The organism is Roseimaritima sediminicola (assembly GCF_009618275.1).
In the GTDB taxonomy this organism is placed as follows: domain Bacteria; phylum Planctomycetota; class Planctomycetia; order Pirellulales; family Pirellulaceae; genus Roseimaritima; species Roseimaritima sediminicola.
On the sequence record NZ_WIAD01000001.1, the window covers coordinates 274,442 to 288,532 of the forward strand.

Genomic DNA, 14,091 nt, shown 5'->3' on the forward strand with positions numbered 1-14,091 from the left:
CGTCAGGGTTCGAAACGGACTTCGGCGACGCCGCGCGCACCGCTGGGCAACTGGGCCGTGACGTTCACTTCGGTCACCGGATAACGGCCCGGAACAAAACTCTGATTGCTCTTGGTCTTGAAGATCGACAGCGGAACCACCAAATCCTCGGCGGGTTTCAGCGGGGCGTCCTGATACAGAAAGTACTGGCCGTTCAGATCCAGGGTCACCCGCGGCAGATCCGACTGGGTCAGGTTGCGGACCACCACCACGTCGGTCATCACTTTGCCTCGCCCGCCCTGAGCGTCCACCAGGCGGCTTTCCAGCGAGACTTCCACCGGCAGCGGTTTGTCGTGGCCGCGGCCGTAGAACACCGTGTAGACCAACAGAATCCCCAGGGTCAAAAAGCAGGCGCCCATCAGCGAAAGCGTTAACGCTCGCGAGGAAAGCTGAAGGCCGGGTCGCATAATGCACTCGTCGAATACGGACAAAACGGGATAAACAAGATATATTGACGGGTCAATCCTAGGGCCGAGCCGTCCTGGTATTATCACCCAAGCTCTTCATCGCTGGAAGGATGCCCGATGCCGCGACAGGTCTTCGGCTGCACTGCCGCCCCCGTCCGTTCTTACGCCGCTGCGGTTCTGGTCCTGGTGGCCGGGTCGCTGTTGGCCGGTTGCCAGCCCGCCTCCGATGCCGATCCGCAGGCCGCCGATACGTCCGCACCGTCGCTGGAGTCGTCGCCGGAAACCGGCCGAGCCGGCACCGCGGCGCAGCCCCCCGACCAGGACGACCGGTTGCTGGCCGCGAACCAGTCTCCCGCACCGGCCGGTTCCGGCTCGGCTGGTTCCGGCTCGGCTGGTTCCGGGCCTGAGTCGGTTCCCGCCCCGGCGGCTGATCCGCCCTCGATCCGCCAGAGGACGGCCGACACGTTTCAATTGCCGGCCGATGCCTCGGCCGACCAGTTGCTCGACGCCCTCGGACAGATCGACCGCCAGATGCAGCGGGTGGCAACCCAACAGACTCAGTTCGACACGCGGGATGCCATCCTGGCCGAAACCAAACGCCTGGCGACATTAAAACTGGAAGCGGCTAACCGTTTGGCGAAGCTGCACGACTTGCCCCCGGAGACGGTCATGCAGCGCAAACGCGGCAAGCTGCAGGCGCTGTCGCATCTGCTGGCGCTGGGCGATGCAAAATGGGCCGGCCCGCTGCAGCAGTACGCACGGACCCTGGCCGATAGCGCCGACGCGACCTTGGCCGCCGAAAGCCGATTGGTGTTGTTGGGTTTCGCGATCGAACGTTTGCAGGTCAGCAACGACCCGCAGCCGATCGTGGATCTGGTTGGCGAATTGGCCGGCACCCCCGACGCCCTGGGCATGCCCGCCCTGCTGAGCATGGCTCAGGCCCGCAGCGTCCTACACCAGTACGGCTACTCGGCCGCGGCCCGCGAGGTGCGTGAAGCGATGGTCACCGCGTTTGCCTCCCACTCCGACCCCAATCTCCAGGCCATGGCTGCGGACCTGGCCAATGCCCAACGCTACGACGTGCTGGACGCGCTGCGCCGCGACCTCGAGCAGGACCGCGCGGTGACGCCGAGCGAATGGCAGAGCGAGGCGCAGAACCTGGTTCGCGACGCCGCGGATCTGGGCGCCCTGCGGTACCTGTCCGAAGCCGCTCTGCACTTCGAGGTCAGCGGTATGAAAGACTTTGCCGAGGCCACCTACGAAGTGATCCGCGACGGGTTTGCCGACGTCCAAGACGCGGACCTCCGCTACGAACAACAGGCCGTGCTGGCGACCTACCGGGCGCGACAGGAGATCATCGGCGAACCGCTGGAGGTGGACCTACCCGATACCACGGGGGCTCCGTTTGATTACAGCAGCCTTCGCGGCCAAGTCGTCTTGATGCCGTTCTGGGCGGCCGAGCATCCCGAATCGATCTCCGTCTTTCGGCTGCTCGAATCCATCCGCGACCAACACCCCAACCAGGTCGCGATTCTGGGGGTTAATGTCGATTTGGAAGCGCAATCCCTGGCCCAGTTCGAACGCCAGTTCCGTCTGGATTGGCCCAGTCTCCGCAGCCCCGATCCGTTGCAGCAGGGGACCGAAAACCCGCTAGCCATTCAAACCGGCGTCACGTCCTTTCCGTTCGTCGTCTTGATCGATCAAGCGGGAATCGTGCGGCGGATCTTCCTCACCGCCGTGGGCATCGAACAGGCGACCGAGAAACTGCTGGCGCAGTGAACCGAGGCTATCGCCTAAACGGCTCACGACATCGACAGCCCGCTCGCGCCGTCGGCTGGCGACGGCGCGGGACCGGGGTATTGGATCACGGTCGCGATCGGACCGTTTAGTCGCGGCGTCTGCCACGACCGCGACCGCGACCTCGCGAGTCGTTCTTGCGACTGGACATATTGCTGGAGATGAGAATCCCCACGGCTTCCTCCCAGGTCGTCACGTCGCGTTGACGACGGGTCGGCACGAAGGGTTCCTCGTCGTCGTCGGAGGCGCGACCCGCCGCTGCCGAGCTCCGCTCGCTGCGCGATTCGTTCCTTTCGTCGCCGCGTGAACGCCGCGAGCGTCGTCGTCGACCGCGGCGCATCTCGGTGACCTCTTCGGCGTCTTCGTGGTCGTCATCAAAGACGGCGTCGATAGCCGGCCGGCTGCGTTCGGCGCGAGGCTCGTCACGTCCGTTGCGGTCGCGATCGTCGTCGTCTCGACCATTATCGGCCGAGACGTCGTCGCGACCACGGTCGCCGCGGCCACCTCGGCCCCGGCGTCGGCGACGTCGGCGACGAGGCACTTCGTCATCGTCGTCCGAGTCACGGCGTTGGCTCGTGCGAACTCCGGCGTCGTCCTGTTGGTCGTCTGCATCGTCATCGGCGAACAGGTTCGCCGGCAGGGCGTCGTCCTCCAGATCCACCGGCGATGCGTCCTCGTCCAAATCTCCCAGATCCGACGCGCCCATCCGCTGCCGCTGGCCACGCCGACCGCGGCGCCGCGGTCGTCCGCCGCGGCCGCCCTCATCTTCACTTTCACTTCCGGCCCCTCGTCGCCGCCGCCCGCTCCGCTCCGCCGCCGGTTCGTCGTTCGAGTCGTCCTGTTCGCTGCCGCGGCGGGCCGAAACGCGACTGGACGAGTTCTCCGGACCGGCATCGTCTTTGCCTGATTCGCGACGTCCTTGGCTGCCTCGCCGTCGCGGGGAGGCTTCGGCGGTTTCGGTTTCCTGCGGCGGATCGCTGCCGCGACGCTTGCGATGTCCCGAGAACCCGCTGAACAAATCGTCGTCTTCCAGCTCGGCAGCCGAACGATCGCCGGCGTCCTCCGCCTTTGCCTTCGGCTCCGCTTTCTCGGCGACGGACGAAGCATCGCTTTCCAATTCATCCATGGCCGCATCGACGTTTTCGCTGTCGACCGGTTCTTGCAGGTTGTCGTCGGCGATGGTTTCCGAATCGTCCAAGTCATCCAGCAACTCGCCGCCGAAGCCGCTGCTGCGGCCGCGGCGGGGTTTCTTGGCGCGACCCTCGGAGGGTTTGTCCTTCTTGGGCCGTCCCGACCGCCGGGAACCGCTGGCGGATTGGTCCTTTTTCGCGGGAGCCGCAGCCGATTTTTCCGAGCGATCGTTGTCGGCCGCGGGGGCTTCGGCATCGGGGGCTTCGGCATCGGCCGCGATCCCCAGATCCTGAACCAGAGCGTCCCAGGAGTTATCGGCCGGCACGTCGGCGTCGTCACCGAAACCGGGCAGGGATTGCCGATCGGGCACCTGCTGCAGTTCGTCCAGGACGTGCGGTTCGGGTTTGGAGCGGCTTTCCAGCGGCTCGGGCGGGGCCAAGGTGTGTTCTTCCTCCGCGGCGGCCTCAGCATCGTCCTGGGGCGGCGATTTCTCTTCTTTCGCAGCGGGCTTGGCCGACGTGGACTTTGCTTTTTTCGGTGGCTCTGCGGCGTCGGGTGCCCCGAGCAGGCGGGTGAGGGATTTCCAGTGATCGGACATGTTCATAATGTTCTGTGCTTACGCTTTCTAATCAGAAGCCGGTCGAAGCCGCAGGGAAGTAGTTCGCTGCGGCCGGCCGGGCTATTGCAATAAATGTTCGGTGGTGTTGGTCTGGCCAGTGTCTTTATTCTGGCTTGTATTGGCGGATGCGACGCGATCGATTGGACGGCAGGATCGGCTGTAACGGCTACGACCACGCAGCGACAAGACCAGACGTCGGGCCTATAACCCTAGGTTATATCCCCGCGTCGGAACCGGCGAAACCCGAACCGTGGGGGGAAGAACCCCCGTCAAGGACATTCTGCCAAAATTAGCCTTGGGGACAAGCGCCGCTGTGTGCTAGAAGCTACCCACCCACCACATTGGCATCGTTCCCAGACTCGCTGGCCCTGCTATGGCTCCACAGCTTCCCGCCCCTCCGCTTGCTTGCTGCTTCTGGCCCACGGTCACTCGCCGCGTTCGCACCTTGGCCTGGCTGTTGCCGACACTCGCCGTATCGCTGCTGGCCGCATTCTGGTTGCGCTACGACGGCCGGCTTCCGGCCGGCGCCGGAGAGCGTCTGGCAATGATGATCCCGTTGGTGTTGGCCGTCAAAACCGCGGTCTTTTATTTTGCCCGGCTGGCCCGATGCTGGCACGCCTACTTTACCCTCCAAGACGGTATCCGCCTGGGCGGCGTGGTGGTTCTGGCGACGGCCATGGTCGCCGCGGCGAATTTCTTCGTCTCGCCCAGCGTGCGTCTGCCACGCGGCGTGATCTTGATCGATGCCTGCTTGACCCTGATCATGCTGGGCGGCTATCCGACGCTGCGGCGGTGGCTTCGCGAGCGGCGCGAACGGCGTCGTTTTCGCCACGAACAATCCCCCCGCGAACCGGCAGCCCCCGCCGAAGCCGTCCTGGTCGCCGGCAATGCGACCTGCAGCGAAGTCTTTCTGCGCTCGCTGTGCAGCGGAACCCCCTCCCATTACCGTCCGGTCGGACTGGTTACCGATCGCCGCCGGATGTTGCATCGCGAGGTGGCCGGCGTGCCCGTGTTGGGCTTGGTCGAGAACACCGCCAACGCGGCTCGGCAAGCCGGCGCGACGACCGTGCTGTTGGTTTCGGGCGAACTGTCCGGGGCCCAGGTTCGTCAGATCGTCCAGCAGTGCGGCCAAGCGGACATCCGCGTCCAGGTCGTGCCGGCGGTCAACCGCATCGTGGAAGGCAAAGTCGATTTCACGCCGCGCAGTGTGGCGATCGAAGACCTGCTGGGCCGCGAGAGCGTGTCGCTGGACGATACCGACGTCCGCCACTGGGTCCGCGGCAAAACCGTCCTGGTGACCGGCAGCTGTGGCTCGATCGGCAGCGAACTGTCGCGGCAACTGCTGCGACTACAGCCCGCCCGGCTGTTGTTGATGGACCGCAGCGAGACGGGCCAGTTCTTTCTGGAACGCGAATTGGCGGCCGCCGACGCCGAGGGAACGATCGAAATCATCGTCGCCGACGCGACCGATCGCCAACGCATGGAAGCCTTGTTCGAGCAGTACCGGCCGGAGCTGGTCTTTCACGCGGCTGCCTACAAGCACGTGCCGCTGATGGAAAAACATCCCGGCGAAGCGATCAAGAACATCATCGGGGCCACCCGCAACCTGGCCGACCTGGCTCGCCTGTACGACGTGGAAACCTTCGTGATGGTCAGCACCGACAAGGCGGTGAACCCGACCAGCGTGATGGGATGCTGCAAACGCGTCGCCGAACTCTATGCCCAGTCATTGGATGCGAATCGCTTTGCCGGCGAAGCGAATGCGTCGTCCGCCGGATGCCGTTTTGTCACCGTCCGCTTCGGCAACGTGCTCGGGTCGGCCGGCAGCGTGATCCCGGTGTTTCGTCGTCAGATTGCCGCCGGCGGACCGCTGACGATCACGCATCCGGACATGACGCGTTTCTTCATGACCATCCCCGAGGCCAGCGGGTTGGTTATCCAAGCCGGCTGTGTCGGAGGCGGCGGCGAAATCTTCGTCCTGGACATGGGCGAACCGGTGCGAATCATGGACCTGGCCGCCGACATGGTCCGCCTTTCCGGCCTGGAGCTGGGCGTCGATATCGAGCTGGAGATCAGTGGCTTGCGACCGGGCGAGAAACTGTACGAGGAACTGTATGCCGAAGAGGAAACGCGGCGGCCGACCCCCTATCCCAAAATCCTGGTCGCCGACAGCATGACCATGCCGCGTCTGCAAATCCTGCAGCATGTGGGCGAACTGCTGGAGCTGGCCGAAGGCGACGGCCTTGCGGTTCGCAAACGTCTGCAGCAGGTCGTGCCGAGCTATCGCCCCGAGCTGCTGGGCGAAACCGCCGCAGCGGCCCGGCAGCCAGCCGCGGCGGCCCGGCAGCCCGTCGCGGCGGGCCAGCGAGCCGCCTGAGTCGAGGCCGCGGCGATCGCCGCGGCCTGAACGGGTCGACTTGAGCCTTTTCCGGAGGAACGTGCAAAAAACCTCTTGGTATGAGCGATCGCCTTGCGTTAGACTGCCGGGCGTGTCGTAGTCGGCGATGGCCAGCAGGATCGCGCCTTGACCGCCGATTTTCGCCACGTACTTCCAAGGAGGGAACGATGACAGGCGAATCATTTCGGTTTCTGCACGCGAGCGATTTTCATTTGGAACGCCCCCTGGGTGATCTGGATGAACTGCCATCGCATCTTCAAGAAGCCCTCGCCGAAGCCCCCTGGCGGGCCGCGGAATCGGTATTCGAAGCGGCATTGTTGGAAAACGTCGACTTCGTCGTGCTCGCCGGCGACCTGCTGCACCCAACCCTGGCCGGACCGCGCGGCATCGCGTTGTTGGTCGAGCAGTTCGAGAAGCTGGACGAACAGCAGATTCCGGTGTTTTGGGCGGCCGGCGAAGTGGACGATCCGCAGAAATGGCCCGAAGCGATCGCCTTGCCCGAGAACGTCACCCTCTTTCCCCGCGACCGCACCGAAGCGGTTCCCGTCGTGCGCAGCGGTCAGACCATTTGCACGGTGGTCGGCCGCAGCAGCGAGGGCCGCTCGAACATCCACGTGCCGTCCTATCGCGTAGACCCCAGCGACGAGTTTACGGTCGCCGTAGCGGTGGGTGGCGCGATGCCCGACGCCCTGGCCGAAGGCCGTTTCGATTACTGGGCTCTGGGCGGTCGACACCAACGCGAGGAACTGGACCAAGCCGCCGCGGTCGGGGCGGTCTACTGTGGCAGCCCTCAAGGTCGCAGCCTGCGTGAACCCGGCGCCCATGGCTACGCCTTGGTCGATGTCGACAGCGATGGTAACGGCCGCGTGTATCACCACGACTGCGACAGCTTTCGCTACTGCAACGTCAAACTGGACGCGAGCGAATTGGCCGGTGCGAGCGATCTGCGCAGCGTGCTGAGCGGGCGGCTGGCACGGCTGCAGCACGAACACGGCGACCGCCACCTGTTGATCGGTTGGGATCTCTCGCTGGCCGGTGGCGAAGCCCTGCAAGCGGTGGGCGATCCGGCCCAGCTGCTGAAATGGCTGCGTCAGGAACACGGGCACGGCAAACCGGCCGCCTGGACCGTGGGCCTCCGCGTTCGCCCGCCCGCCAAGTATCCCACCAGCTGGCACGAAGAAGACACGATCCTGGGCGATTTCCTGCGGGTCTCCGACCAGCATCGCAAGAGCGACGCGGCGGAACTGAACTTGAAACCGATGACCGAAGAGCACCACCAATTGACCGCCAGCATGGAAACCCTGCTGGCCGAACCCACGGCAGCCGCCCGCCGCGAACTGCTGGATGAAGCCGCTCTGTTGGGCGTCGAAATGCTTCGGGGCGGAAAGGTAAACCTCAGTTGATCGTGATTCCGACTTGCTGTTTCGCTGCACGATGTAGCGAACGGACTGCAACCACCCACCGGCACGGGAGGATCCCCCGGTGAAAATTCGAGACATTCAAATTGATGGCTTTGGCGTGTGGACCGGGCTTTCGGTCGACTCACTGCCCGAAGGCATGACGCTGTTCTACGGCCCCAACGAAGCCGGCAAGACCACGCTGATGCAGTTCGTGCGCGCGATGCTGTACGGCTTTACGCCCGAGCGTCGCAGCCGTTACCTGCCGCCCATCCACGGCGGCCAACCCGGCGGAGCCCTCCGCGTGACCGGTCCCGGCGGCGGTTACGAGATCCGTCGCCGCGCCCAATTAACCGACCCCGACAGTATCGGCCAGTTGTCGGTTACCGGTGCCGACGGTCTGAGCCAGGGCCAGCATCGCCTGGGCAGCCTATTGGGCCAGATCGATGAATCGATCTTCAAGAATGTGTTCGCCATCGGCCTGCGCGAATTGCAGGAGCTGAGCACGCTGGACGATACGGCGGCCGCCGATGAACTCTACAAGTTGTCCTCGGGGCTGGACCGCGTCTCGTTGGTCGATTGCATTCGCACCCTGAAGACCGGCCGACAAAAATTAATCGGGCCCACGGTCGCCGACGACGAAGAATTGGGCCGGATGGCCGGTTGGATGCGGCGCCGCGAAAAATTGCGTGACGAGATCGAAACGCTGACCCGCAACGGCCGCCGCTGGAGCGAGCTGGCCATCCAGCGCCGCGCCCAGCAACAGGAAATCTCCCAGCTGGGCGAACGCGTCCAGCGCTGGGAGGGCGACGCGAAAACGGTCGAAGTGGCGACCACCGTCCACGAACTGTGGACCCAGCAAAACGACCTGCAAGCCGAGATCCAAGCCCTGGCCACCGCCCAGGACCTGCCCTCCGATGCGCCGTCGCAACGCGCCCAGTTGGATGCCCAACTGGAGGAACGCACCGCGAAACTGGCGGAACTGAAACAGCGCCGCCGCGATCTGCGCGACAAGGCCGACCAGCTGCCGCTCAGCCGCCGGATGTCAGACCTGCAGGGACGCATCGAAGCGGCCAGCCAACAGGGCACCTGGATCGAAGCCATCCAGGAACAGATCGACTCGCTGGATACCCAGATCAACAAAGCGGAACAACAACTGGCCGCCGATGCGGAGAAACTGGGGCTGGAAGAAGACCAACGCCAAGCCCTGCTCGACGGCAAATCGTCGGCCGTTCCGGATCTCTCTCGCGCCACCCTGTCCGCCCTGGCCGGACCGGCCCGCGAAGTCAAAGAACAAACCTTCCGCCTGCGGCAAACTCGCAACGAAGGGCTGCGCGACAAACAGGAAGCCGAAAAGCTGGAAGCCCGCCTCCGCGACGTCCTCCAGCACGCCCAAGCCTCCGACCTGCAGCAGGCACTGAAGCGTCAAGGCGAATCGATCGCCTTGATTCGCCAGTGCATCCAGACCGACGAACACCTGGAGAAACTCAAACGCCACTACCGCGACCTGGAAAAGGAATCGCTGGACCTGGCCACCGACCAAGCCCTGCCGGTGGAGCGGACGATCCTGCTGTTCCTGCCCTTCGTGCTGGGCGGGATGAGTTTCCTGTACGGCCTGTTCCACCTGTTCAATTTTACGGCCATGGTGGCCCAACCCTCCAACAACACCGGCATGCTGTGCATCCTGTTCGGCGTGTTGGCGCTGGGTTGGTACTACTTTATCCGCGAACGCGGCGACCGCGGTACGGCGTTGGATCTGGAGGACTGCGAGCGTCAGATCGATACGCTGCGGCTGCAGATTCGCGAAGTCGAAACCGAACGCAACGACCTGCACCAAAGCCTGCCTCCGGGCAACGGCACGCTCGAGACGCGGCTGCGCGAAGCCGAAGAGCTGTTGGCCCAGCTGGAAGCCGCCCTACCGGTGTATCACAAACATCTGGCCGCGACCGAACGCGCCGCGACCAGTCGCCAGCGCGCCGAATCGGCTTCCATCGCCCTGAAGGATGCCCGCAACAAATGGCAGAGCACCCTGGAAGAGCTGGGGCTGAGCGAATCGATGTCGCCATCGAGCGTGCGGAAGTTGAGCGAGGGTTACGAAACGCTGATGGCCAGCCGCCAGCGGGTTCAACAACTGCAAAGCGAACGCGCCCAACGCCAGCGTGAACTGCAGGCCTTGGCCAAACGCATCGAAGGCCTGTACTTGGAAGCCGTCGGCCCCGAGACCGGCGCGGCCGACGCAGCGGCCGATGGGGACGAACCAGAGCAAGCTCGGGCGCCCAAGGACGCGCGGAACGGACGTGCCTCACACGACACGGACGACGCACCGCCGGCGGCCGCCACGGCGCCGCTGCGCAAGGATCCGCTGGGCCAGCTGAATCAGTTGAATGAAGAACTGGCTCGCCAACAGCACTGGATCAAACGCCGCCGCGAATTGATCGAACAGGATCATCAGTACAAGCGGCAACAGGCGGCCCTGCAGCGATCGATCGAACGAAGCGAACAGAATCGGCGATCGTTATGGGCCCGCTGTGGCGTGGCCACCGCCGAACAGTTCGATCAGTTGGTCGAGCAAAAGAGTCGCTTGGATCAGTTGAACGACCAGCTGGAAAAACTGCAGCAACAGTTCCGCAAAATGATCGGCAACCAGGTCGACTACGACCAGGTCCTGCAGCAGCTCGACGGCGCCAAGCAGACCGATCTGGAAGACCGCTGGGATCGCCTCACGCAGCAGATCTCGCAGGCCCACGGCCGCATCGACCAACTGCGGACCAAGCAGGGAGAATTGTCTCAGGAAATGAAACAGTTGGCCGAGGATCATCGCCTGGCAACCGCCCAACTGGAACTGGGTTGCGTGGAACGCCAGATCGAAAACCTCGCGCGACGTTGGCAAACGCTGGCCATGACCAGTTGCCTGCTGGAGGACGTGTGCCGGACCGTCGAGAACGAACGGCAACCCGAGACGCTGCGAGAAGCATCGACGTTCCTGACTCAGTTGACCGACGGCAAGTACACGCGGATCTGGACGCCGCTGGGCACCAACCGTCTGAACATCGACGGAGCCGATGGCGATTCGTTGCCCCTGGAGGTGCTCAGCCGAGGCACTCGCGAAGCCGTCTTCATCGCCTTGCGATTGTCGCTGGCCGCCGCCTATGCACGGCGCGGCGTCATGCTGCCGCTGGTCCTGGACGATGTGTTGGTGAACTTTGACCGCCAACGCGCCCTGCACGCCGCCCGCACCCTGCAGACCTTCGCCGAACTCGGACACCAGGTGATGATGTTCACCTGTCACGAACACATCGCCGAAATCTTCCACGAGATCGGCGAGGAAGTGCGTCTGCTACCGGAACAAGGCTCTCCCGGCGCCGCAACCATCCTCGAACCCGAGCTCTACGAAGAAGAGGAAGTCGAAGAAGAGGAATTCGAAGAAGAAGTTTCGTACGAGCCCGAGCCCGAGCCCGAAGCTGAGATGGAACCGGAACCGGAACCGGAACCGGTCGCCGAACCGGAACCGGAACCGGAACCGGAGCCTGCCCCAGAACCAGTCGCCGAAATCAAACCGGAGCCAGCTCCCGAGCCCGAGCACGAACCCGAGCCCGAACCCGAACCGGTTGTGGTGCGGGAAGTGGTACGTCCAGCGCCCCTGCCCGTCGTCGAGCCGCCCGTCGTTCGCCCAGAACCAGTCGTCGCCAAAGAACCGGTCGTCGCCAAAGAACCGGTCGTTGCCAACGAACCGGTGGTTCACGAGGAACCGGTGGTCCGGCATCCTCAGCCGGTCCCGCTGCGTGTGGTAGCCGACCGGGAAGTTCCCTCGATCGACTGGATGTGGTACGAACGCGAACCCGAACAGCCGGCGCCGGCACCTCGGCGTCCTGTGCTGGCTCACGCGGAAACCGCCACCCCGGGCGAGCTCTGGTTCCAAGGCGAAGCGGAAGCCGAAACACCCGCCGAGCCGAAAGCCGACTGGAAGTCGCCCGAAGCCTGGTGGGACGACCAGTCCTAGCCGAGTGTCGCCTTTCGCTCCGCGAAAGCAGCCAAGTGTCGCCTTTCGCTCCGCGAAAGTAGCCAAGTGTCGCCTTTCGCTCCGCGAAAGTAGCCAAGTGTCGCCTTTCGCTCCGCGAAAGCAGCCAAGTGTCGCCTTTCGCTCCGCGAAAGCAGCCAAGTGTCGCCTTTCGCTCCGCGAAAGCAGCCAAGTGTCGCCTTTCGCTCCGCGAAAGTAGCCAAGTGTCGCCTTTCGCTCCGCCGAAAGTAGCCAAGTGTCGCCTTTCGCTCCGCGAAAGTAGCCAAGTGTCGCCTTTCGCTCCGCCGAAAGTAGCCAAGTGTCGCCTTTCGCTCCGCGAAAGTAGCCGAGTGTCGCCTTTCGCTCCGCGAAAGTAGCCAAGTGTCGCCTTTCGCTCCGCGAAAGTAGCCAAGTGTCGCCTTTCGCTCCGCGAAAGTAGCTTGGGTTTTTAAGCTACTTTCGGCGGAGCGAAAGGCGACACTACGTCTGGCTGGAGATCCCGAGGCGTCGGGCGATGGTCGTGCTGGGCGAATACAGATGGCTCGGACGCAGCTCGGCCGGACCGCTGGCCCCGCACGAATGGATCAATCCAACCATCCGCTCCATCCGCTCGCTCAGGATGTCCAGCACGTGCTCGCGAAGCTGAGCCGGCGCATCGGTCAGCGTTCCCCCCTGCTGGATCGCAGCGTTGATCAACGGTTGACACCACCAATCGACGGCGACCGCCTCGACGCCCAACGCCAGCATTTTGACGCAGTCGTCCGGCGTCGGCTCGCACGGCGGCACGACCCACAGCCGAGTCGCCCGGTGGTGCGTTCGGATCACATCCAGCGCTGCGGCGATGACGCTGGCCAGTCGAATGCCGGAGAATTCGTCGCTGTCATCCATGCGCAGGATGACGATATCGGGTTTGGCTTCCAGCACCGCGGCCAGCTCGTCAAAGATCCGGTAGGGCGTGATCGAAACGGCACAGCGCACACGGCGTTGGAAAGCCCGGTACTGCCGGAACTTGCCCGCCAGCTCACCCAGCGAGGTCAGTTCGGGCGGCCAGCCCGGGGCGGGAACGCTGTCGGGTAGATCCAGGGTTTCGTCTTCGCCGGTCGGTTCGGCCAACCAACGCTGCAGCTGCGACCGGCCGTAGGCGAACCGACCGTGAGCGTCGCGCGAACGAGCCAGGCGGAGATCCACCACGGCCGCAGCGTTCAGATCACCGATCGCCAGGCCATAACGGTCCGGACGAACCGCGGCAATGGAATGCCTTAGCATCACATCGCCAATGTCTTCCTCGCCCAACTCGCATCCCAACGCCGCCGTCGGAATGCCCACGGCATCGACCGTGGAAGCGATCTGACGAGCCGTAGGGGCCGGCACAAAATGCCAGGGCGGGTCGTACCAGAACAACGGCGGGGCGGCCGCCCATCGCTCGGGCACGGCTTCTTCCTCAGCCGACTCGGCCCCATCCTCCCATGGCGTCGCCAGGGGCGGGGGCAGTAATCCGATCTCGTCCAGCAACGGTGAAACACTCACCGGCGCGACACCTCCGTTGTCTGTCACTGCATTCACCGCCAACTGGGATCGATTTCGCCGCGAGGCCGATTCGTTTCTTGCTGGAACATCGCCCGTGGAATGATCCGCCGAAAATCTTTTGCATCGCCACGGATCGCGGCGTTGATCAGTAACAGCCCCAATCGCAACCGTTCGCGTTCGCGCAGCGGAGCCTCCACGACATCGGGCGCCAGGGACGCCACCGTTCCCCGCACAAAGATCGTCGCTCCGCTCATCGCCGCCCCCAGCCCCGGTCCCGCGTTGCCACCGATCACGATCGTGCCTCCCAACGCTCCCACACCGGCCGCGGTGCCGACGTTGCCGCGGACAAAGATCTCGCCGCCGGCCAGTCCTGCGCCACACCGGTCGCCGGCATGACCATAGACGGCCAGCGTTCCGCCGCGGATCGCCACGCCGGCGCCATGTCCGGCGCCGCCGTAAACGCGCACCGCGCCGCTGCGCATGCCTTCGGCGACGGCCGACCCGACGGGGCCACGAATCCGCACCTCGGCTTGGCGGTTGTAGGCACAGGCATGATCTCCCAAAGGTCCCGCCACCTCGACGCGGACCGCATGATCCAGGCCCATCAACGCGTCATGGTGCCCCGCAACGTCGACCGCCTGAATCAACGGCCACCGCTTCGGTTCCTGGTCGCCGGAGGGCTCCAGTTCCGACAACGCAGCGCGTAGCGGTTCCGGCTGCAGCTGCCAGGGTTCGAGCACCATCGCGGGGTGTTCGGTCGATTCCGAGGCGCTCATCAA

8 protein-coding genes are annotated in these 14,091 nt (G+C 64.6%); 4 read left to right on the top strand and 4 right to left on the bottom strand.

All coding sequences use genetic code 11. The features are described 5' to 3' along the window. Window positions 1–2: 2 nt before the first annotated feature. Entirely contained in the window at window positions 3–446 is a 444-nt protein-coding gene (locus GE027_RS00935) for a hypothetical protein (protein WP_153555284.1), read from the bottom strand. Between the two features lie 117 nt (window positions 447–563). Here GE027_RS00935 and GE027_RS00940 point away from each other — a divergent pair, with 117 nt between their 5' ends. Continuing rightward, window positions 564–2,225: a TlpA family protein disulfide reductase gene (locus GE027_RS00940; RefSeq protein ID WP_153555285.1), complete on the top strand. Its 1,662-nt coding sequence runs from the start codon at window positions 564–566 to the stop codon at window positions 2,223–2,225. 106 nt (window positions 2,226–2,331) lie between these two features. Here the strand turns inward: GE027_RS00940 and GE027_RS00945 are convergent, their stop codons facing one another. Then, window positions 2,332–3,978: a hypothetical protein gene (locus tag GE027_RS00945; RefSeq protein ID WP_153555286.1), complete on the bottom strand. Its 1,647-nt coding sequence runs from the start codon at window positions 3,976–3,978 to the stop codon at window positions 2,332–2,334. Window positions 3,979–4,366: 388 nt separating this feature from the next. On the opposite strand from GE027_RS00945, the gene GE027_RS00950 reads away from it, so the two are divergent. The 3 genes from GE027_RS00950 (at window position 4,367) to GE027_RS00960 (ending at window position 11,788) form a co-directional block, all read left to right on the top strand. Continuing rightward, window positions 4,367–6,370: a polysaccharide biosynthesis protein gene (locus GE027_RS00950; protein WP_153555287.1), complete on the top strand. Its 2,004-nt coding sequence runs from the start codon at window positions 4,367–4,369 to the stop codon at window positions 6,368–6,370. A gap of 188 nt (window positions 6,371–6,558) precedes the next feature. Further along, window positions 6,559–7,794 (top strand): metallophosphoesterase family protein, encoded by a 1,236-nt coding sequence (locus GE027_RS00955; RefSeq protein ID WP_153555288.1) that lies wholly within the window; start codon window positions 6,559–6,561, stop codon window positions 7,792–7,794. Window positions 7,795–7,873: 79 nt separating this feature from the next. Continuing rightward, window positions 7,874–11,788: an AAA family ATPase gene (locus tag GE027_RS00960; RefSeq protein WP_153555289.1), complete on the top strand. Its 3,915-nt coding sequence runs from the start codon at window positions 7,874–7,876 to the stop codon at window positions 11,786–11,788. A 477-nt stretch (window positions 11,789–12,265) separates the two neighbouring features. Here GE027_RS00960 and GE027_RS00965 read toward each other — a convergent pair whose 3' ends face one another. Next, complete coding sequence (locus tag GE027_RS00965; RefSeq protein ID WP_153555290.1) at window positions 12,266–13,312, bottom strand: hypothetical protein; 1,047 nt, start codon at window positions 13,310–13,312, stop codon at window positions 12,266–12,268. Window positions 13,313–13,344: 32 nt separating this feature from the next. Next, window positions 13,345–14,088: a tributyrin esterase gene (locus GE027_RS23260; RefSeq protein ID WP_153555291.1), complete on the bottom strand. Its 744-nt coding sequence runs from the start codon at window positions 14,086–14,088 to the stop codon at window positions 13,345–13,347. Window positions 14,089–14,091 lie beyond the last annotated feature (3 nt).

Bases quoted from the DNA above. Each gene is read 5' to 3' on its own strand.
- GE027_RS00935 (WP_153555284.1), bottom strand. From the start codon at position 446: ATGCGACCCGGCCTTCAGCTTTCCTCGCGAGCGTTAACGCTTTCGCTG.
- GE027_RS00940 (WP_153555285.1), top strand. From the start codon at position 564: ATGCCGCGACAGGTCTTCGGCTGCACTGCCGCCCCCGTCCGTTCTTAC.
- GE027_RS00950 (WP_153555287.1), top strand. From the start codon at position 4,367: ATGGCTCCACAGCTTCCCGCCCCTCCGCTTGCTTGCTGCTTCTGGCCC.
- GE027_RS00955 (WP_153555288.1), top strand. From the start codon at position 6,559: ATGACAGGCGAATCATTTCGGTTTCTGCACGCGAGCGATTTTCATTTG.
- GE027_RS00945 (WP_153555286.1), bottom strand. From the start codon at position 3,978: ATGAACATGTCCGATCACTGGAAATCCCTCACCCGCCTGCTCGGGGCA.
- GE027_RS23260 (WP_153555291.1), bottom strand. From the start codon at position 14,088: ATGAGCGCCTCGGAATCGACCGAACACCCCGCGATGGTGCTCGAACCC.